This window comes from Haloferax sp. Atlit-12N (assembly GCF_003383095.1).
Lineage (GTDB): Archaea > Halobacteriota > Halobacteria > Halobacteriales > Haloferacaceae > Haloferax.
The window spans coordinates 949,482-968,851 of the sequence record NZ_PSYW01000002.1 but is presented as its reverse complement, the minus strand read 5'-3'; the positions used below and the strand labels follow the sequence as shown (position 1 = coordinate 968,851).

The following is a 19,370-nucleotide window of genomic DNA, read 5'->3' as shown; positions in this document are numbered from 1 at the left end:
ACCACTAAAAGTGTTACCGTAATTTGATATATTGGACGCACGCATGAGCGAACTATTTCACATACCAGTATGGGCTGTTCTCTTTGTGAGCTAGCACATCCTCTTCCCACAACCCGTGCAGAGCGTGTGATACAGTAAACGCAGAAAGGTCTTCATCAACCTCGTCTTGGACGATTTCAACAGTTAGCTGAATTTTGTCCGTCTTGTGGATGACAGCATAGATTTTGTCCCGTGGCGTCGATTTTGATTTTCTTGAATCAGTCTCAGTCATACTTAAATAGTTACTGTCAGGGACTAAATATTTAGTGTTGTAAATAAGTTAATATAAGTATGACAAGTTTTCTTAGAAATTTGAGTATCGGCGAACAACTAACACTCGTAGTCATCGGACTGTTCTTCGTTGCGATGGTCGGGGGTGCGGCTATCGTCGGTGCGGCAGCGATGGATTCCGTCAACGACACTGAGCCAGTTGGCAACGAAACAGACGCAAAGACGACGGCCAATATTGCGTGGCTCAACGCAACCAACTGGGGCGGCTCTAACTCCACCGAAATCACGGCATACAACGAAACAGGCACAGTCCTCTGGCAGACCTCAGTCAGAAACGAAGATATCGGCAATACAGAAGGGTCAGCCCGCTCTGCTGTGGTCGGAAACGGCGAATATGTCTATGTCGCCTCGAATTACGAGTTATACAAGCTCAACGCAACTACTGGCGAACTCATCAACACAACAGGCAGCGGAGGTCAGCGTGTTGCCCTTGACCCATCTGGGAATCTCCTAACTACGCTCGACCACCAGCGGCAATCCATCTCTAAAGATACAGTCTACAGTCTCGACGCAAACGGGACGCTCACAGTCTCCGACGCCTCGTATGATGGAACAGGTAACTACTCGACCACAACGACTGCAGAATACGCTTCTAGCTCTTACGAGACCGAGAATATCTCTGAGGTGGCTCATCAAACTCATAACACCGTCCATGCGTCCACGGATGAGTATGTCGTCATCAGCGTCCGCATCGAGGGGCGTTCGGAGGACGAGTGGGACACGCACATCGTCAACCGCTCCACGGGCGAATCGGTCTACGAAATCGAATATACCGACCAAGGCTCGCTTCAAACTGCAGCTGTCAAGCCAAACGGGACGCTCATCGTCAACGCTTACATCAAGCCAGATGCGTCCGCACAGGGCGAAATCAACGAAACCTATGTCGAGTTCGATACGGCGACTGGAACAGTCGTCACGGAAAAGACAGGGAACGCCGCAGAATTAGAGCACGATTTTTTTCGGAACTCGTGGGTGAGTAGTCTCGAATATTACGCAGTCGGAGAGTATGAGGTCTCCATCAATAAAGCGAGTCTCTACTCGTATGACCACTCATACCAGATTTCCATCTACAACGAGTCTGGAGCGAAAATCTACCAGAACGACTCTGCTGAGTTTGGTCCTAATTATATCGACGCCTACGGTGGGACATACGATATCGAGGTAGATGGTCTCGGACTTCAACCACAGCGAATCAACAACACGACCGTCTACCACGCCCAGACAAACACTCAGAGTTTCTCAATCGAATATGCTGGAACTGGAACGCTCAATATCACCAGCGTCACCAACGACAGCGGAACGGAGCTCGAAAACTGGTCTGTCCAAGTCTCAGACTCATCAGGAGAAACGATTCGGTCAGCACAAAACACGACTGCCCCAGTTGAGTACGAACTGACTGCAGGAGAGTCCTATACGGTCGAAGTCAGCAAGTCTGGATTCAACACCACTCAACAGTCTGTATCCATCTCTGAGAACAATACGACGCAGGTAGATTTGACACTCGTAGACGAAACGACTGAAACAACAACGGATGACGGTGGCGATGAAACAACCACGGACGACGGAGATGATGTAGGAGTAATCGTCCCAGGCGGCGGTGGAGATGATGGCACAACTGATGTGCTTGCTGTCGTGTTCGGCGTCGGTGGCATCGGTTTCCTCATCTTCCTCTTGGTGGCCGTGCTTGCCTTCAGAAGCGGTCAGCAACAGTTCGCCCTCATCCTCGTGATACTCGTTCTGTCGATGATGGTCGCCCCACCGATGATGGTCGGCGATGTAACAGCCCAAACAACCGAGAGTGGTCCACCTGAAGAAGTCGCTGACCTCCTCGTCTTCACTGCCTTCGAGGATAGGAACGGACAGCCAATCAAGGACACCGTGTACGCTGTAGACCCAAGTACTAACGAGACCGCTTGGGTGACGGAACTCAACGCATCGGGAACAGGAAACGAGTCAGCAATCGCAGTCGCCTCTGACGAGACCGCCCACCGCATCTACGCTTTGACTATCGGCGACAACGATTCTGTCCGAGCCTACTCACTTGAGTCATCATCAGGCGATATCGTTGAATCTCATAAACTCAATCTCACCAGTTACCAGCTCGGTCGGTTCGCAGTCGCTGGCGATTCGAGCCTCTACTTCAATACACCAGACAAGACCTACTCCTTCGACTTCAGTTCGGACTCGCTGACCGAGATGTACACATACGAATCTGTGCCCGTGCAGGCGTACTCGATGGGTATCCAAGATGGGCAACTTGAGCAAGCCGCTTACGCCCCTGACTTGGAGGCTACCTTCGTATATGAGGGGACGAACCGTACTGATGATTTCGGCGGCTCACTCTCCCGCATCGACCATACTACTCAAGGATATGTCTACCAGACCTCGGGCGAATCCTATCTCGAATTCAGAACCGACGGTCAAACCACTTGGTCGTATGTCGAGTCAGAATCTCTCCTCCGAGCAGCTGCTTCCGATGGAACGAGTGTGTACGCCACAGTTGGTGATGAACTTCGGCAATACGGAACCACGGCAAACTCGGACGAAACAGTACTTTACACAGCCAACCCGTCCGACAAGACCTCTCACCGCCTCTCGACGCTTGAATACGATTCAGGACACCTTCACCAGTTTCAGACTCGACAAGGTAACACGGAGAACCTCACATCGGACACGCCCACGCTCGTCTACCGTATGCACGACCCAAGCACGGGCGACCTCGTGTATGAGACTAAGATAGCCCACGATTCGAATTATCATCGGTCGGTGGCCGTCGTTCACGATACGGATAAGATTTCGGCAATTGTTGGTGGGTCCGAACCAGCATACTCACTTGGAGATATCCTCGACGAGTATCTCCCGACTGAATACATCCTCGCAGGACTCGGAATCCTGTTCGTGGCGTTCGTCGGGATACTCCTCCTCATATGGAAAGTTGCTAAGATGCCGTTAAAGATTCTCTCGTTCCCGTTCAAGATGTTCTGGAAACTCCTGAAGATGTTGAGACCGTGAAGAAGTGCAAGTACTACTTTTTGCTAAGTTGCTAATTGCTAAGATTGTTGCTAATTAGCAGCTTTACTAATTATTGTTCTAATTACTGTTACTACTATACTACTATGTTAGCAGCTGCTAAGATTCCTGCTAATTAGCAGCTTTGTTGCTAAGTGCTAATATGGTTAGAAGGTAAGTCAGTAAGTGGGAGTGTATTCTTCACTCATCCTCCCAAGAATCTTCTCTCGGAGTATCTTCGCTTCTTTCTGTTGTTGGTTATCGATTTGTCCTTCTGCGGCACAGACTCCTAGATGATGGACGCAACTGTAATACTCGTCTAAGAGTTCATCGTCTTCGAGGTCGTCTAGGTTCGCTTCATCGTATTCTTCTCTGGCTTCCTCAGGAATCTCGTCAGTCACCTCGTCGCTCATACTGTATTATTGTACTATCTACAGCTTGTTAGGCGCTCCTCTCCTCGATTCGGGATAAAGTATATAGGATTTGATATAGGTTGTTAGAGTGTAGTCGGATTCTTGAGTCTAACCGCACTCGTGAGTTTGTCCGACTACAATTGCAGTCAAAATCTGAGTCTGGTTCAAACGGGTCGCTCCCGAGGTCGTGGGTTCAACTCCCACCGACTGCTTTTCCTTACTTCCCGAGCACTACAGGGTTTTCAGCCTCTATACTCTCACATGTCTAAGATTGACCCGAACGAGTATGATTTGAGTGAAGAAGAAGCAGAGAAATCTCTCAAGCGAGCAAAGCGGAAGAAGGAGCGAAAGTCGGGGTCAAGTGGGAAGTCTAGTTCGAGTAAGTCGAAGAAGTCGTCGGATGATGGCTCGAATATTGACGCTTTGATTGTGATTGGAGGTACTCTCCTGTTCCTCGGGTGGGCGGCTGACAAAGTGCTGGCTTTCCTATTGAGCCTGCTCTAAAACTTCGGTCGGTGGTTCTCGTTCGCTTCTTTGATTTCTTCTTGCTTAAAGTGGAGATAATTATCAGCAGTAACCTCAACGCTCTGATGACCCATCAGCAACGAGAGGAACTTGAGGTTCATCCCGTTCTTTACCCGATAGACCGCATATGAGTGTCTGTAAGAGTGGGCAGTTGGGTGGTGTAGTGGACGGCCCGCAGCGTCCTCTGCGTAAGTGTCGAGGATGCCTGCACGGTCGGCTACTCGCTTCACCACTTCGTTTGGGTATTTGTTCTGCACCTGTGTCGAGTACGAAGTGCAGATGAGGTAGTTTGAATCGGGTGCTTTGTCGTATTGCGCTCGCCCGCCTCGGTCGAGCCACTTTCGGAGGATGCGGGAAAAGTTAGATGAGTAGTAGACGATGCGATTATCGTCGTTTTTGGCGTTGTCTATCCAGATGCTTTCTTCATCTCTATCGATGTGATTGAGTTGGATAGATGCGGCTTCGGAGCGCCGAATTCCAGTTGACCAGAGGAGTTCGCATATTAGTTCTTCACGAAGCGATTCGTAGTGGTCTCGCATCAGCTGGTGTTCTTCCTTCGTCACATAGTGGATGCCGTCTTTGAGGTTTTGTTGAGCGAGAGTTTGGTCTCCGAGTTCGGTGAGGTCTACATCGTCGGCGGCTTCGATATCGTTCTTCTGCAGGAAGACACGAGTTGTGGAGAACAGTCCTTTGACGGTCAGGTCGGAGCCACCGTCCTCTAACAGGAAGTCGAGGAACATCTCCATATCTTCCTCGTCCACTTCTTCATATGAGTTGAAGCCAAACTCGTCAAGGAAGCGTTGGAATTTGCGGAGACCTTCTTGGGTGCGTGACCAAGTGGATTTATCGCCAGCACGCAGTTTCCGTCGCTTCACATACTGCACTATATCGTCGTCCGTGATTTCGTAGGATTTCTCCATCAGTTATCACCGTCTTCTTCGTCGTCAGGACGCTCTTTCGGGTTGTTGAACGCAAACCCGTCACCACCCTCTATCTCGTGTGCTTCTTCACCTTCGATACGAGCCACGATTTGTGGGTAGTACCACTCCCAGAGTTCTTCGTTCGCTTCGACGGACGCCTCTCTAACTTTTCCTTGACTCAGCTGGTCAAGGTGTGAAGATTTCACAGCGTCGAGTACTGTGTCGATATCCCCACGGAGCGATTCGATTTCTTGGAGAAAGACTTCTTCTTCTAATCCTTCTTCGCTCGACTCGGCGTAGTGAGCGGAGATGAAATCTTCAACACTTCGTCGGATGAGTTCGGTTAGTGAGCCGACTTCCTGTTCTTCCTCTACAAACTCGTCCCACTCTTCCTTTGTCTCCGAATTGACCTTGATGTTGATTTGGCTCCGAGGCACACCTGTAGCTACTCAGCAGGGGTTTATAGAAATATGGTATAATTGCGAATCTACTTCCCCCAGAAGGGGTCGCGGCGGCGGTGCTTTTCGAGGTAGCCAGACAGCGCCTCCAGTTCGTCGGTGGGGATGTCGTCGCGGAGCTCCTGTTCGAGAATCTTCGCGTGCTTCTCGGGAAGCTCTATCCAGAGCTCGTCACCCTCGTCTATCTGCCGGCCGACCGTCGGGCCGTCGATGGCGACGCTGACGCGCGACCCCGCGCGGGCGCTCGACACGTCCTCGCCGTTCTCTTGGATGCCCGAGAGCTGGCCAACGCGGTTGGCCTCGCCGTCTTCCCACTTCACGACGTTCATGTTGTTCTTGATGGTCCCGGACATGACTTCGACGCCGACGACGGCGGGGTTGTTCTGCCGGAAGACGTGGTCCTGAAGGATGCGGAAGCGACACGGGCGGACGATTTTGTCGAGAATCGTCTCCTGTTGGGCGCGCTTCATCTCGTTGACGTGGTCTTCGTACTCCTCGACGAGCTGATAGATAACGTCGTCTTCGAACAGCTTCACGTCGTTCTTTTCGAGTTCGGCCTCGGCGTTCGAGAGCACGTCCACGTTGAACCCGAGGATGACCTTGTGTTCGGGTTCGCGGGCGGTCGAGGCGACGGCCACGTCGCGCGGGGCCACGTCGCCGACCTCGGCGCGGAGGATGGGAACCTCAGCCTCCTGTAAGGCGTTCGCCATCGCTTCGAGACTGCCGAGCGTGTCGGCCTTGACGACGACGCCCTCCTCCTCGGTCGTCACTTCGATGTCGGCGAGTTCGGCTTCGACCTCGCGGATGACCTCGTCGAGGTCGCGGTCGCCGACGACGCGGACCGGCGCGCCGGCCATCGCGTCTTCGAGGTCGGGGGCGGCGATTTTCACACCGGCCGCGGCGCGGACCTCGTCGACCTTGTCGAACCGCTTTTCGGTGCGAATCTCGGCGTTCGGGCGGGGCTGGAGGAGCGCGCGGACCTCGGTGACGATGGGGTCGTTCGCGCCGCCGACGACGACGGTGTCGCCCGCGCGAATCGTCCCGTCGTAGAGGACCACGTCGAGGGTCGCGCCGAAGCCGCGTTCCTCCTTGACTTCGAGGACCGTCCCGGAGCCGGGACCGGCCACGTCGATGGCCATCTCATCTTTCATGTAGCGCTGGGAGAGGCCCATCAGGACGCCCAGTAGGTCCGGGATGCCCTCGCCGGTGAGCGCCGAGACGGGGACGACGCCGATGTTGGACTGGAAGTTCTGGACGCGCCAGTAGAAGTCGGAGGAAAAGCCGCGGTCGGAGAGTTCGCCGATAATCTCGTACAGTTTCTCGTCGAGTTTCGAGCGGGCGCGCTGGGACTGTTCCTCGTACGTTTTCTGGATGGGTTCCCCCTCTTGGGGGTTCCATCCCGGCGTCGTGTCTATCTTGTTCGCAGCCACGATGAACGGCGTCCCCGTTCGTTTGAGGATGTCGATGGCTTCCTCGGTCTGCGGCTGGAAGCTGTCGTTCACGTCGACCACGAGGATGGCGATGTCGGCGAGCGCCCCGCCGCGGGAGCGGAGGGTGCTAAAGGAGTGGTGACCCGGGGTGTCGATGAACAACAGCCCCGGGAGGTCGAAGTCCTCGGGTTTGACCAGACTGCCGGCCATCTGCGAGACGGTGTCTAAGGGGACCGCGGTCGCGCCGATGTGCTGGGTGATGGCACCGGCCTCACCCTCGCTGACGGCGGAGCCGCGAATCTTGTCGAGAAGACTCGTCTTCCCGTGGTCCACGTGGCCGAGGACGGCCACGATGGGTGTGCGAAGCGTATCGGATTGTGACGTCGAATCAGTGTCGGACATGAAGAATCGCCCCGGAGAAAGCTCTTACCGAAATCGAGTCGGTGACTCAAGTTAAGTCCATCGTCACGGCCGTGCGCATGAGTCCCATGATTCCCCGTGTCGACTGTTCTCGCGGCCCGTAGGCGGATTCGGGTCGGTCGTCGGCCGCCCGTCAGACGTGCCCGTGTCGTTTATGTGAACCGGCGAGGAAGGGGTGTGTATGGCCGACATACTCGCCGAGAACCTCTCCGGAAAGGCCGTCATGGGGTCCGACGGGACGGAACTCGGGATGCTGTACAACATCACGATGGATCTGAAATCGGGCGAGCTTCACGACCTCCTCGTCCAGCCGAACGAACAGGTCGCCCCGAGCCGTGTGGCGTTCGACCAGGACGACCGCGGTCGGTTCCGAATCCCGGTGAATCGCGTGCAGGCGGTCAAGGATTACATCGTCGTCCAACGGTAGTTTCAGGATAGATTCTCAATGCGGATTCTCGACGCTTCTGCGTTCATCCACGAGTACCACACCGACGACGAGACGGCCTCGATTCCCCTCGTCAAGGAAGAACTCACCGGCGAGCACGCCTTCCGCTTCGACGCGCTCGAAGGCGCGGGCATGTACGTCCACATCCCCGGACAGGGGACCGTAGACAAGGTGCTTCGCGCCGCGGGCGAGACCGGCGACCGTGACGTGCTCTCGGAGACCGACACGCGCCTCATCGCCGCCGCGTTCGAACTCGACGCGACGCTCGTCACCGACGACTACGCGATGCAGAACGTCGCCGAACGACTCAACGTCGGCGTCGAAGTCATCGCCCAAGACGGCATCGCTGAACAGCGGAACTGGAAGTTCCAATGTCAGGGCTGCGGCCGCGAGTTCGACGAGAACAAAGAGCGCTGTCCCATCTGCGGGATGGAGCTGACGCGGAAGAATCCGGCGTAAGCCGGTCGACCTGGCCGACTCGACTCGGCTGTCCGCGTTCTTTTTCAGCATTATACAAGGTGGAGTCTCCGACCTCAAGGAGTGAGCGAAGCAAGCGAGTAGGTCGGAGAGGAAACCGACATGGTACGGCACAACCGGCATACTCTGGCCACCTGACTCCTAAATAATTAAGAACCGATAGTTCTTCATCTGAAGTATGGAGTTGCGTCGAACCGCGCCGGTCAAACTCATCGTTCCCGATGAGCGACGCGACGACCTCCACGAGTCAGCTCGCCAGTTCCTTCACTGTGCAAACCGTGCCGCCGAGTTCTGTTGGGACGATCGCTCCTACACGAATTGCGTTACGGCGAACGCGACCGCACGGGATGCGCTCTATGAGGAACTGCGAGAGGAAACAGAACTCACCGCGAACCTCGTCCAAGAAGCCATCTGACGTGCCGTCCAAGCAACGACAGGGTGTGTCGAACGGTGGAAACAGGGCAAGCGCGTGAGCCGACCGGAGTTCACCTCGTGGAGTATGCTGTACGATAAGCGAAGCGCCACATTCTACCGAAACAAAGTTTCGCTTTCAACCGTCAACGGGCGTGTTGAGTGCGACTTTGAACTCCCGGCGGACAGCCCGACACCCTACGAACAGTACGTTCTTTCCGAAGAGTACGAGTTCCGGGCGAGTACACTCCAATACGACAAGGCGACCGACGAGTTCTACTTCCACATTACGACCCGGAAGTACGATGACGACGAGCCCGAGGTTTCGGCAGATACCGGGCACCAAACAGTCCTCGGTATCGACCTCGGCGTCAACAGCCTCGCAGTAGCTTCGACCGGCACGTTCTGGCAGGGAGACGAGTACGACCATTGGTGCCGCGAGTTCGAGAGGCGGCGTGGTGAGATGCAACAGCGCGGCACGCAGGCCGCACACAACGCGCTGCTTCGGCTCGGCAAGCGTGAAGAAGCGTGGCGGAAACAGTACATCTACACGGTTGCCAACGAGATCGTTTCGGAAGCCGTCGAACACGCCTGCGACGTGATCGTGTTCGAGGACCTAACAGACATCCGCGAGCGGCTTCCGGACGCGAAGTGGCACCACGTGTGGGCGTTCCGCCGCCTCGCCGAGTACGTCTCCTACAAGGCACCAGAGCAGGGTGTCTCCGTGGAGGAGGTTGAGCCGAACCACACGTCCCAACGGTGTTCTCGGACGGACTGTGGCTTTACGCACGACGGCAACCGCAAGGGAGAACACTTCGAGTGCCAGAAATGCGAGTATGAGGTCAACGCGGACTACAATGCGGCGAAGAATATCGGGGTGCGATACGCCCGGAAACAGACACATAGCCTCCGTTCCTCGCCCAAGTCGGGGAGCGGAGACGCACCAGTAGACGTGCGTGTGAATGGTGGGATGTTGAACGGTGAGAGTCACCAGCCTATTACTGGGGACTGATTGCCGGGAGTCCACATCAAAGCCCTACCCTCAAGGACCGAGGCGCACAGCGCCGAGGGAGTAGGGTAGGGTAGTTTACACCATGCCGGTCGCCTGCGCGTAGCTCACGAGGAACTGGACTGCGTTGTACAGTCCGTGGACCAGCGCGGCGACGAGCAGGTTTCCGCTCTTCTCGTAGACGAGCGCGAGGACGCTCCCGAGGAGGAACACCATCCCCAGCGAGACGAAGGCTCCCTCGCCGGAGAAGGACCAGACGTGAATCGACGCGAACACCAGACTCGACAGGACGACCGCGGGCGCGGGGCCCCAGAGTCGGCGGAGTTCACCGAAGGCGACGCCGCGGAAGATAAGCTCCTCCGCCGGGCCGACGAGGACGATGGTGACGACAGTGAGATACAGGAAGTACACCGGGTTCTCGCGGCCCTGCTGGGCGATGACGCTGTCGCCGCTCTGGATTCCCAGCGCGGACATCAGCGCCGACGCGCCGAGGTAGACGCCCATCACGGCGACGAACCCGCCGACGATCCACAGGGCGTCGCGGGCGGTCGGTCGCTCGAATCGAATCAGGTCCCAGTCGTCGCGGGCGGCGAGGTAGCCCGCGCCGACGACGCCGAAGCCGACGAACTGTCCGGCGCTCTGTATCGCGCCGATGAGTGCGGTGTCACCCGGAACAACGCCGCGAGCGAGGCCGCCGGCGACCGAGCCGAACGTCGCACCGACGAGAAGCGAGAGGGCGACGACGATGATGATGCCACCGTACGCTTGGAGGTGGTCTGCGGGGCTCGCAGACGCGCGGGCGGTGTCGTGTGCCATTGCCCTCTCCTTCGGAACGGGGTCGGATAACCGATTCGGGTCGATCCTCGTGATGCTGTGAAGTCACGTAAGTCTGCGTCGTTTGCGCCGTCTCGAGAGGAGAACCGGACTGCGGGAACCTCTCGAAAGCCCCCGCCGCGACGGCTCCCGCGGGCCGCCGCGGTCCTCAGCCTCCGGCCTGCGGTCCTCACCGCCCCGGGGTTCGCCCTCGCGGCGGCCCCTTTCAGTCCCGCCCTGTGGACTGTTCGGTAGTCGTCGCTGGTTGGTTGTTCTGTGGTCGTCGCAAAAGCTGGTTCTCGGCCGTAGTCGCCGTGAGCCTCTCGCTCCGACTACTCGACGACCAGCCGCGACTTCTCTTCGACCGCGTCCGCTTCCTCGAAGTCGCCGCCGCCGAGCAGGCCGCGGGCGGCGCGCTTGCCCCACTCGACCGCCGGCTGGATGAACGTGTCCACGCTGGCGAGTTCGCCGTAGAGGACGCAGGCGGCCTCCATCGCGTAGAGCAGTTCACCGAGGCCGTACTCGTCCACGCGGTCGAGTTCGATGCGGACGTTCGGACAGCCGGCCGCGGCGAGGCTCGCTTCGGTCGCCTCGAACTCGGCGTCGAGCAGTTCGCCGAGCGACGAGCCGCCGAGGTACGCGAGACCGTCGAGGTCGGTCTCGGGGATGGCCACGTCCTCGCGCTCCGTGGCGCGGACGAGCGTCACGAGTTTGTCGCGCGGGCCGGCGCGGTACAGTTGAAGCTGGGAGTGCTGGTCGGTCGCGCCGAGCGCCCGCAGGGGCGTCTGGCCGAGACCGTCTTTTCCGAGCGACTCGGCCCAGAGCTGGGCGAACCACTCGGAGAACGTTTCGAGCGATTCCGCGTAGGGCATCATCGCGTTCTGCCGCAGGCCGCGCTCGGCGAGGGCGTAGGAGACCGCGCCGTAGGCGTACGCCGGCGAGTCGAAAAGCGAGTCCGACAGGCGCGCCTCCTGTGCGGCCGCGCCCTCCAGCACCGCCTCGATGTCGTGGCCGCAGAGGGCGGCGGCGGCGAGGCCGACCGTCGAGAGCACCGAAAAGCGACCGGGGACGCCGTCCGGGACGGGGAGCGACGGGAGGTCGTGCTTGTCGGCGAGGTCGCGGAGGTTGCCCTCCTCGCCGGTCGTGACGAACGTCCGGTCGGCCCAGTCGACGCCCGCGTCGGCCATGGCCTCCTGCACGACGAGGAAGTTCGCCAGCGTCTCGGCGGTCGTACCGGACCGCGAGACGACGTTGACGACGGTCGACGCGAGGTCAAGCGAGTCGAGGAGGCGCTCGACGGCCTCCGGGTCGACGTTGTCGAGGTAGTAGGCGTCCACGTCGCTTTCGAGCGCGTCGGTGAGAGTGGCCGCGCCGAGGGCGCTCCCGCCGATGCCGACGGTGACGACCGCCGAGGGGTCGTCGAACCGGCTCACGGCGTCCCGAATCGCCGCGGGGTCGGTACTGTTCGGGAGGTTCAGCGATTCGTAGCCGTGTTCGCCGGCCTCTCGGCCCCGTTCGATGCGGTCGTGGGCGGCCGCGACGCGGCCGTCGAGTCGTTCGAGCGCCTCGCGCGAGACGCCGTGGGCCGACGCCGTGCCGAGGACGTTCCCGAGGTCTACCTGCATACAGGATGCCGCGTCGCCCGGCGTCAAAACGACACCGGTCGCTTTAATCGCGGCCGCTCCCAAGGGCGACCGATGGCAGACGACTACGGCGGCGTCATCGGCGCGTTCCCGTACGCCTTCCGGCACAGCGAGTCGTGGCTGTTCAAGTGCTACGTCCTCGTCGGTGCCCTCGCGACGGGTGTCGTCTCGCTGTTCGTCGCCTTCGGACTCGTGGTCCTCATCGGCGCGACCGCCGGCGTCCCCGGTGGCTCGCTTACCCTCTCGCGGTCGTTCTACGTCCTCGTGGGGCTGTTCGTCGTCGCGCCGCTGGTCGCTCCCGTACTGTTCGTCGCCCGCCGACACCGCCGCACCGGCTCGGAACCGCGGTACGACCTGAGCCTCGCGCTCGCGGGCTTCGTGTTCATGCTGTCGGTGTACGTCGGACTCGTCGCGTCGGTGCCGGCGGAGCTTCAGACGCCCGCCGAGCCGTTCGCGGTGGGTCCCGTGACCGTCTCAGCGCTCGTTCCCGTCGTCCAACTCCTCTACGACCTCCCCGCAATCTACGGGCTCGTCCCGCCGGTCGCGTGCGCGGTGGGAATCTACGGGATTCACCGACTGCTTCGGTAACTGCTGCGGACTCGTGTTTTCCGACTCAGCCTCATCCGACTCGCGTCGCTAACTCGTCGCGGTAGCGGTAGACGACCGCCGAGGCGACGACACTGATTCCGACGAGGAGCGCAACCGCCTCGTAGTTCGCCGCGCCCGCGCTCTGCCCGGCGGCCGCCGCGAGAGCGAACGTCGGCAGGCGACCGACGGCAACGAGGACGACGAGCGTCCGCAGTCGAAGCGGCGAGAGCCCGGCGAGCGCACAGAGCGCGTCGTCCGGGAACGCCGGCAGGAGAAACAGGACGAACAGGCCGGCGACGCCCCGGCGGTCGGCGAAGCCGTCGAACCGGGCGAGCACGTCGTCGGCGACGAGGCGCTCGACCACGGGCCTGCCGAAGCGCCGGGCGAGCAGGAAGACGATGGCACTCCCCGCCACGACGCCGACCATGCTGTAGGCCGTGCCGGCGACCGTCCCGAAGAGGTAGCCGCCGACGGCGGCGAGCGCCTGACCGGGAATCGGCGCGAACACCACCTGAAGCGTCTGGATACCGACGAACACCAACGGAGCGAACGGACCGGTCGATTCGACGGCCGAGCGGACCCACGCCGGGTCGGCGAGGCGCGGGGCGAACACGGCGACGCCGACCGCGACGGCCGCGAAGGCGGCGGCGACGGCCCCGACTCTGACGAGCGCCGCGTTCCGCGCCGCTACCGAGTCGAACAGGCGACCGGTCACAGGAACGAGGCGGTCTTGAGCCGGGCGTTCAGCGCGTACTTCCGCAGGTACTGGCGGGCGGTCGTTCGCGTCCCCCGCGCGACGGTTCGCCCGGCGCGAATCCCGTCCAAAATAGCGTCGGTCGTGACGCCGCCGTCCGCCTCGACCGAGACGGCCGTGTACGCCTGTCCGACCAGCGCGGGCCGGTGCGCGTCGCTCCCGCCCGTGCCCGGGAGTCCCTGCTGGCGGGCGTAGCGCCGCGCCTGCCCGTTTCTGAACCCGGTGAGCGTGTGCGCGTTGTACACCTCGACGGCGTCAACGTCCCGAATCGCCCGACGGGACGCGCCGTGTCGAAACGTCTGAAACGGGTGCGGCACGACTGCGAGCCCACCCGACTCGCGGACCGTCCGCGCCGTCTCGGAGAGCGGTCGCCCCGTCGCCGGCGGGTCGTCGACGCCGAGCGCGAGGAGGTGGCCGTCGGCCGTCGAGACCTCGACGCCGGGAACGACCCGGACGCCGTACTCGTGAGCGATGTCGAACGCCCGCGAGAGCGCCCCGACCGAGTCGTGGTCGGTGATGGCGACCGCGTCGAGGCCGACCGCCGCCGCGCGGGCCAGCACCGCTTCGACCGACATCTCGCAGTCGTAGGAGGCGTCGGTGTGGAAGTGGAGGTCCACCGCAAGCGTCTGCGGCCCTCGTGAGCCTTGCGCCCGATCGCTCATATCACGCCGAATTCGAGCGCGAGACAGCCGGCGACCGTCAGAACGCCGGCGACGCCCACGAGGACGTGGCCCGCGTCGGTCTTGTACGCCTTGTAGTCGGAGGTCATGAGCGGGCAGACCGCCACGATGGTCGCGCCCGCGACCCAGCCGTTCCACAGCGGGACGAACTGGAGGAGGAAGTAGTTCGCCAGCACGACGAGGTGCGTGTGGACGACCGTCGTCCCGTGGTAGTACGAGGTGCCGCCCTCGTCGCCGAAGCCCTCGCTGTTGTGGCGGATGAGTCGCAGGCCGCCGAAGGTGAGGACGACGAAGCCGACGACGGCGCTCACGACCGGGTTGGGCGCGAGCGCGACGTGGTACAGGAGCGCCGCCGACACGAGGTACGCGAAGATGTCGATGAAAGAGTCTATCTGTCGGCCGAACGCCGAGGCGGTCCCGGTCTTGCGGGCGTAGTAGCCGTCGGCCTTGTCGAAGGCGAAGCCGGCGAGAACGGCTACGATGGCCCAGTTCGGCTCGCCCGACACGAACAGTATCGCGCCGACCCACGCCCAGAAGAGCGCGCCCAGACTCAACCAGTCCGCGGCCCCGAGCCGCGAAATCATGTTCTCCCCCGTCGATGAGCGCACGACCTCGCTCGCCCGCGCGTCGACCGCGTCCAGCCTCCCGCGAAGTGCTGACCTGAGTTCGTCCGTCATGCCTGTCTGTCCGACACACTCGGCCGATTGAGTATAAATTTAACCGCTATAGTATATATAAATCAAATATCTATATACTAACGTTCCCGAACGGAGCGCTCGGGACGGAACTGAGTGCTCTGTACCGCTATGAACCCGGTTCGACGCGCCGGCGTCGCCACGGTCCGACCCGGTAGTACGCTCGGGCGCGGGCGACCCGGAAGCCGACGCTCTCGAAGGTCCACTGCGAGGGTCGGTTGTCGCGGGCGACGAGCGCGTGGACCGTTTCGGCCCCCTGTTCGGCGGCGACTGCGACGGCCTGCGAGACGAGCGCGGTGGCGATACCGCGGTTCCGCGCCTCGGGCGCGACGAACACCCGGCGGACGTAGCCCCCGGGGAAGGTCACGTCGGCCTCCAGCGGGTGGACGTGGTACGTCAGGCCGGGGTCGCCGAGAAAGAGGTAGCCGACGATGTCGTCGTCCGCGACGTCACCGTTCTCACCATCCTCGCCGTCCCTCTCGCCTCTCCCAGCGTCGAACGCGCACACCGCCGTCTCGTCGGCTCGGAGTTCGGAGAACGCGTCGTAACGTGCTTCGAACCGCGTCGCCTCCGCGGGGTCGAGCGCGCGAATCTCGACTCCCGCCGGGGGGTCGCGGTCGGCGTCCGCCGCGTCGGCGTCCGCCGCGTCGGCGTCCACCGCGTCGGCGTCCGCGACGTACTCGTCCATCTGCGTCGCCGTGAGTCCGCGGGCCTTGAGCGCGTCGTAGACGCGGCGGGCCGTCTCGGTCCGGGTCAACCGCCAGAGCGCGGGCATCGTCAGTCGCGTCGGCGCGCCGCGAGAAAAGCCCACCGTCGCCGTGGGTACAGGTGCCACACGCGGTCGAAAGCGCCCGAAACGGGGAAAAGGCCCGGTTGCATACACCGGGTGATGACCGAGCCCGAGTCCGAATCCGAATCCGAGTCCGAGTCCGAGCGAACGGGAACGTTTCTCGTCACCGCCGCCGACGAGGAGTCGGCCGTCCTGAAGGACGTTCACTCCGGGCAGGTTCACGCGCTCTCGTCGAACCCCGGCGTCTCCGAGGACGAAGCCGTCCGCGGGACCGTCGCGCCCGACCCGCCGATGAACGTCTCGTGGCAGCTCGTGGAGGTCGAGTCGCGCTGGACTGTCTCCGTCGAGCGCTCCACCGAGTCGCCGACGACGAACTCCCGCGACATCGCCGCCGACAACCCAGACGGCGAACTCGTCCGGGAGGAACGCGCCGGGACCGGCGAGATTCACGTCCTGTCGGTCCCCGACGACATGACCGAACAGGCCGTCGACGACATCCTCTCGGACCGCGAGGGCCTGCTCTCGCGGGCCGCCAGACTCGACGTGAACCGCGTCGAAGTCCGCTCGCAACCGGGCGTCGTCGCGGTCCGCTACATGCCCTGAGTCGGGCCTTTTCTGCTCTTCGCCCGCTCGGCGACTCGCGTTCTCCTATCGCTGTTCCGCCGTCGAGGAGACGGGACCGTCCGCGCTCTGGACGCACCACCCGCCGTGAACGCTTCCCTCGCGCTCGACGAACTCGACCGTCGTCTCGTCGCCGATGCGGGTCGCCCCTTCGGGGTCGAGTTCCTCCACGCGGAGCGTCAGCGTCAACGAGTCGCCGCAACAGCCCACGTCGAGGAACTCCTCCCACTCGTCGCCCGGTGCGGCGGCCTCGTGGACCCGCCGCAGGTAGTTCACGAAGCGGTCGGCGGTCAACTGGTCGTAGCCCCACGCGCTGAGTTCGTCGGGGAAGGAGACGACCACGCGGGTCGCCGTCGGTTCGGTCGTCATAGTTCACGATTGTCGGCCAACGACTATGGGCCTGTCGCGGGTTCGCCGCGCGCTCGTCAGACCGCTTCGCGGCCGAGGCCGTCCGCGGATAAGAAACCTTATTCGGCACCGCTCAGGACCGCAACCCATGGTTGAGTTTACGGTACCGGAGGTAGACTACACCCGGTACACGAATCGCCAACTCGTGGCCGTCCCCCTCGCGGTCCTCGCGGTGGCCCTCTTGGTCATCGGAGGGTGGTACGTCGCGACTGGCGCGCCGGTGAACCCGGGCGTCGATTTCACCGGCGGAACCGAACTCCGTATCGCAACGGATGCCCCGCAAAGCGAGGTCGCCGCGGCCTTCGACAGTCAGCCCGAATCGATTCGCTCCGTCGCGGCCGACGGAACGTACGTCGTGACCTTCCAGTCCGGGAGCGCGACGTCGACCGAACTCCAGACACAGGCCGAAGACGCCGGCTTCGAAGTCCGGTCTATCGACGCGGTGTCGGCTAACTTCGGCTCCGAGACGCAACTGCTCGCCCTCGGTGGCCTCGCGGTCGCCTTCGCGGGCATGAGCATCCTCGTGTTCGCCATGTTCCGCTCGTTCGTTCCCTCCATCGCGGTCGTCGTCTCGGCGTTCTCCGACATCGTCATCCCGGTGGCGCTGATGAACCTCCTCGGCATCGAGCTATCGCTGGGGACCGTCGCCGCCCTCCTGATGCTCATCGGGTACTCGGTGGACTCGGACATCCTCCTGAACAACCACGTCCTCCGACGGTCCGGTGACTTCTACGAGTCCACCGCGCGCGCCATGCGAACCGGTGTGACCATGACGCTCACGTCCATCGCGGCGATGATCGTCATGACCATCACGGCGACGCTGTTCGGCATTCAGTTGCTCGCCGCCATCGGTACGGTCCTCGTGTTCGGCCTCACCGCCGACCTGATGAACACCTACATGCTGAACGTGACCCTCCTTCGCTGGTACAAGTTCAAGGGGGTGGCCCGATGAGCACGCTCCGCGACAACTGGCGGGTCATCTTCCTCGTCGTCGCCGTCCTGCTCTCGACGTTCGCCCTCTTCTCGCCGACCATCGGGGGGCAGACACAGGGCCCCATCGCCGATGACAGCGGCGCGACGAACCTCAAGTACGGCCTCCAACTCGACGGCGGAACGCGAATCCGCGCGCCGCTCGTCGGCGTCACGGCCGAGGACGTCGAGTTCGAGGGCGATTCCGACCGCGTCGTCGAGCGACAGGTCGCCGCCCAGTTGGACGGTGCCGACGCCGCGGACGTCATCGCCCGTCTGGGCGCGGAGTCCAACACGGTCGAAGTGACCATCGAGAACGCCACGACCGACGACTTGGCCGCCGCGCTCGACGCCGCGGGCTACGCCCACGGCGAGGTCAGAGACGGTGTCACGGAGACGACCCGCGCCGAGACGGTCCGCGTTCTCCAGTCGAAGATCAACGAGGCCGGCCTCTCCGGCGGGACGGTCCAACAGGTGACCACGGCGACGGGCGAACACTTCATCCTCGTCGAGGTCCCCAACCGCGACCAGTCCGACGTCGTCGACCTCGTCGGCGAGCGCGGGACGGTCCAGATCGACATCTATCACCCGGTCTCGCAGAACGGCACGCGGACCTACGAGACGCGCGAGGCCGTCCTGACGCAGGCCGACTTCACGTCCATCGGGACCGCACAGGAGTCCCAAGTCGGAAGCGGGGCCTTCGTCCCCGTCTCCGTCCGGGACGAACCCGCACAGGAGTTCCAGTCGGCGGTCGTCGAGACCGGCCTCGCCCAGAACGGCGGGACCCGGTGTACCTACATGGAAGACGGCGGACAGAACACGACCGAGGGCTGTCTCCTCCTCGTCGTCAACGGTGAGGTCGTCAACGCCTTCGGCATGAGCGACGGACTCGCCGACACCATGCGGGCCGGCGAGTGGGCCGGCGCGCCGAGCTTCCAGCTCCAGACGCTCAACACGTCCGAGGCGCAGGAAATCGCCATCAACCTCCGCGCCGGTGCGCTGCCGGCCAAGCTCGACCTCTCGGGCGAGGACAGCGGCACCTCGTCGTACATCTCCCCGAGCCAGGGTGAGAGCTTCAAGTTCAACTCGCTCATCACGGGTATCATCGCTGTCCTCGCGGTCGCCGGCGTCGTCTTCGTCCGCTACGGCAAGCCGCAGGTCGCCCTGCCGATGATCGTCACCGGTCTCTCCGAGGTGTACATCCTCCTCGGGTTCGCCGCGGCCATCGGCTACCCGCTCGACCTCTCTGTCATCGCCGGCTTCATCGCCGTCATCGGGACGGGTGTGGACGACCTCATCATCATCGCCGACGAGGTGATGGCAGAGGGCACGGTGAAGTCGCGGAAGGTCTTCCAGTCGCGGTTCCGCCGGGCCTTCTGGGTCATCGGCGCGGCCGCCGCGACGACCATCATCGCCATGAGCCCGCTCGCCGTGCTCTCGCTCGGCGACCTGCAGGGCTTCGCTATCTTCACCATCCTCGGCGTCATCATCGGCGTCCTCGTCACCCGCCCCGCGTACGGTGACATCCTCCGACTCCTCCTGACCGAGGACCGCTGAGGTCG

19 protein-coding genes and 1 pseudogene are annotated in these 19,370 nt (G+C 61.8%); 8 read left to right on the top strand and 12 right to left on the bottom strand.

All coding sequences use genetic code 11. The features are described 5' to 3' along the window. Positions 1-52: 52 nt before the first annotated feature. Positions 53-271, bottom strand: a complete 219-nt coding sequence (locus C5B90_RS20320) for a hypothetical protein (RefSeq protein ID WP_134672482.1) — start codon at positions 269-271, stop codon at positions 53-55. A gap of 59 nt (positions 272-330) precedes the next feature. Between C5B90_RS20320 and C5B90_RS13095 the strand changes: the two genes are divergently transcribed. Further along, positions 331-3,342, top strand: a complete 3,012-nt coding sequence (locus tag C5B90_RS13095) for a carboxypeptidase-like regulatory domain-containing protein (RefSeq protein ID WP_115882072.1) — start codon at positions 331-333, stop codon at positions 3,340-3,342. 176 nt (positions 3,343-3,518) lie between these two features. Here C5B90_RS13095 and C5B90_RS13090 read toward each other — a convergent pair whose 3' ends face one another. The 4 genes from C5B90_RS13090 to infB form a co-directional block, all read right to left on the bottom strand. Beyond that, positions 3,519-3,752 carry a hypothetical protein gene (locus tag C5B90_RS13090; RefSeq protein ID WP_115882070.1) on the bottom strand — a complete coding sequence of 78 codons (234 nt, stop codon included), beginning with the start codon at positions 3,750-3,752 and terminating at the stop codon, positions 3,519-3,521. 500 nt (positions 3,753-4,252) lie between these two features. Continuing rightward, the gene (locus C5B90_RS13080; protein ID WP_115882066.1) at positions 4,253-5,197 is read right to left on the bottom strand and encodes a site-specific integrase; all 945 of its coding nucleotides are present in this window, start codon (positions 5,195-5,197) and stop codon (positions 4,253-4,255) included. Then, on the bottom strand, positions 5,197-5,634 hold the full coding sequence (locus C5B90_RS13075; protein WP_115882064.1) for a hypothetical protein: 438 nt from the start codon (positions 5,632-5,634) through the stop codon (positions 5,197-5,199). The genes C5B90_RS13080 and C5B90_RS13075 overlap by 1 nt, the downstream gene beginning before the upstream one ends. Before the next feature lie 50 nt (positions 5,635-5,684). Beyond that, entirely contained in the window at positions 5,685-7,487 is a 1,803-nt protein-coding gene (infB, locus tag C5B90_RS13070) for a translation initiation factor IF-2 (RefSeq protein WP_115882062.1), read from the bottom strand. A 199-nt stretch (positions 7,488-7,686) separates the two neighbouring features. Here infB and C5B90_RS13065 point away from each other — a divergent pair, with 199 nt between their 5' ends. The 3 genes and pseudogenes from C5B90_RS13065 to C5B90_RS13055 all read left to right on the top strand — a co-directional run bounded on the left by C5B90_RS13065 (position 7,687) and on the right by C5B90_RS13055 (position 9,850). Beyond that, positions 7,687-7,932: a PRC-barrel domain-containing protein gene (locus C5B90_RS13065; RefSeq protein WP_008096388.1), complete on the top strand. Its 246-nt coding sequence runs from the start codon at positions 7,687-7,689 to the stop codon at positions 7,930-7,932. 18 nt (positions 7,933-7,950) lie between these two features. Next, a complete protein-coding gene (locus tag C5B90_RS13060; RefSeq protein ID WP_115882060.1) occupies positions 7,951-8,409 on the top strand; it encodes an NOB1 family endonuclease in 459 nt (152 codons plus the stop codon). 196 nt (positions 8,410-8,605) lie between these two features. Continuing rightward, a pseudogene (locus C5B90_RS13055) lies at positions 8,606-9,850 on the top strand (RNA-guided endonuclease InsQ/TnpB family protein). A 75-nt stretch (positions 9,851-9,925) separates the two neighbouring features. Here C5B90_RS13055 and C5B90_RS13045 read toward each other — a convergent pair. Both C5B90_RS13045 and C5B90_RS13040 read right to left on the bottom strand, forming a co-directional pair. Continuing rightward, entirely contained in the window at positions 9,926-10,663 is a 738-nt protein-coding gene (locus C5B90_RS13045; protein WP_115882058.1) for a CPBP family intramembrane glutamic endopeptidase, read from the bottom strand. A gap of 329 nt (positions 10,664-10,992) precedes the next feature. Continuing rightward, a complete protein-coding gene (locus tag C5B90_RS13040; protein ID WP_115882056.1) occupies positions 10,993-12,285 on the bottom strand; it encodes a glucose-6-phosphate isomerase in 1,293 nt (430 codons plus the stop codon). A 72-nt stretch (positions 12,286-12,357) separates the two neighbouring features. Here C5B90_RS13040 and C5B90_RS13035 point away from each other — a divergent pair, with 72 nt between their 5' ends. Next, the gene (locus tag C5B90_RS13035; RefSeq protein ID WP_115882054.1) at positions 12,358-12,891 is read left to right on the top strand and encodes a hypothetical protein; all 534 of its coding nucleotides are present in this window, start codon (positions 12,358-12,360) and stop codon (positions 12,889-12,891) included. A 31-nt stretch (positions 12,892-12,922) separates the two neighbouring features. Here C5B90_RS13035 and C5B90_RS13030 read toward each other — a convergent pair whose 3' ends face one another. The 4 genes from C5B90_RS13030 to C5B90_RS13015 all read right to left on the bottom strand — a co-directional run bounded on the left by C5B90_RS13030 (position 12,923) and on the right by C5B90_RS13015 (position 15,795). Then, positions 12,923-13,606, bottom strand: coding sequence for a TVP38/TMEM64 family protein (locus C5B90_RS13030; protein ID WP_115882052.1), 684 nt, complete (start codon positions 13,604-13,606; stop codon positions 12,923-12,925). Beyond that, positions 13,603-14,307, bottom strand: a complete 705-nt coding sequence (locus C5B90_RS13025; RefSeq protein ID WP_115882050.1) for a PHP domain-containing protein — start codon at positions 14,305-14,307, stop codon at positions 13,603-13,605. Before C5B90_RS13025 ends, C5B90_RS13030 begins: the two co-directional genes overlap by 4 nt. Continuing rightward, the gene (locus C5B90_RS13020; RefSeq protein ID WP_058566396.1) at positions 14,304-15,002 is read right to left on the bottom strand and encodes a CDP-alcohol phosphatidyltransferase family protein; all 699 of its coding nucleotides are present in this window, start codon (positions 15,000-15,002) and stop codon (positions 14,304-14,306) included. Before C5B90_RS13020 ends, C5B90_RS13025 begins: the two co-directional genes overlap by 4 nt. A 127-nt stretch (positions 15,003-15,129) precedes the next feature. Continuing rightward, a complete protein-coding gene (locus C5B90_RS13015; protein WP_115882048.1) occupies positions 15,130-15,795 on the bottom strand; it encodes a GNAT family N-acetyltransferase in 666 nt (221 codons plus the stop codon). Positions 15,796-15,909: 114 nt separating this feature from the next. Here C5B90_RS13015 and C5B90_RS13010 point away from each other — a divergent pair, with 114 nt between their 5' ends. Continuing rightward, a complete protein-coding gene (locus C5B90_RS13010) occupies positions 15,910-16,413 on the top strand; it encodes a DUF5812 family protein (RefSeq protein WP_115882046.1) in 504 nt (167 codons plus the stop codon). Between the two features lie 45 nt (positions 16,414-16,458). Here the strand turns inward: C5B90_RS13010 and C5B90_RS13005 are convergent, their stop codons facing one another. Next, positions 16,459-16,800, bottom strand: coding sequence for a hypothetical protein (locus C5B90_RS13005; protein ID WP_058566399.1), 342 nt, complete (start codon positions 16,798-16,800; stop codon positions 16,459-16,461). A 127-nt stretch (positions 16,801-16,927) separates the two neighbouring features. Between C5B90_RS13005 and secF the strand changes: the two genes are divergently transcribed. Further along, a complete protein-coding gene (gene secF / locus C5B90_RS13000) occupies positions 16,928-17,791 on the top strand; it encodes a protein translocase subunit SecF (protein WP_115882044.1) in 864 nt (287 codons plus the stop codon). Beyond that, the gene (gene secD / locus C5B90_RS12995) at positions 17,788-19,365 is read left to right on the top strand and encodes a preprotein translocase subunit SecD (protein WP_115882042.1); all 1,578 of its coding nucleotides are present in this window, start codon (positions 17,788-17,790) and stop codon (positions 19,363-19,365) included. Before secF ends, secD begins: the two co-directional genes overlap by 4 nt. Positions 19,366-19,370: the final 5 nt, after the last annotated feature.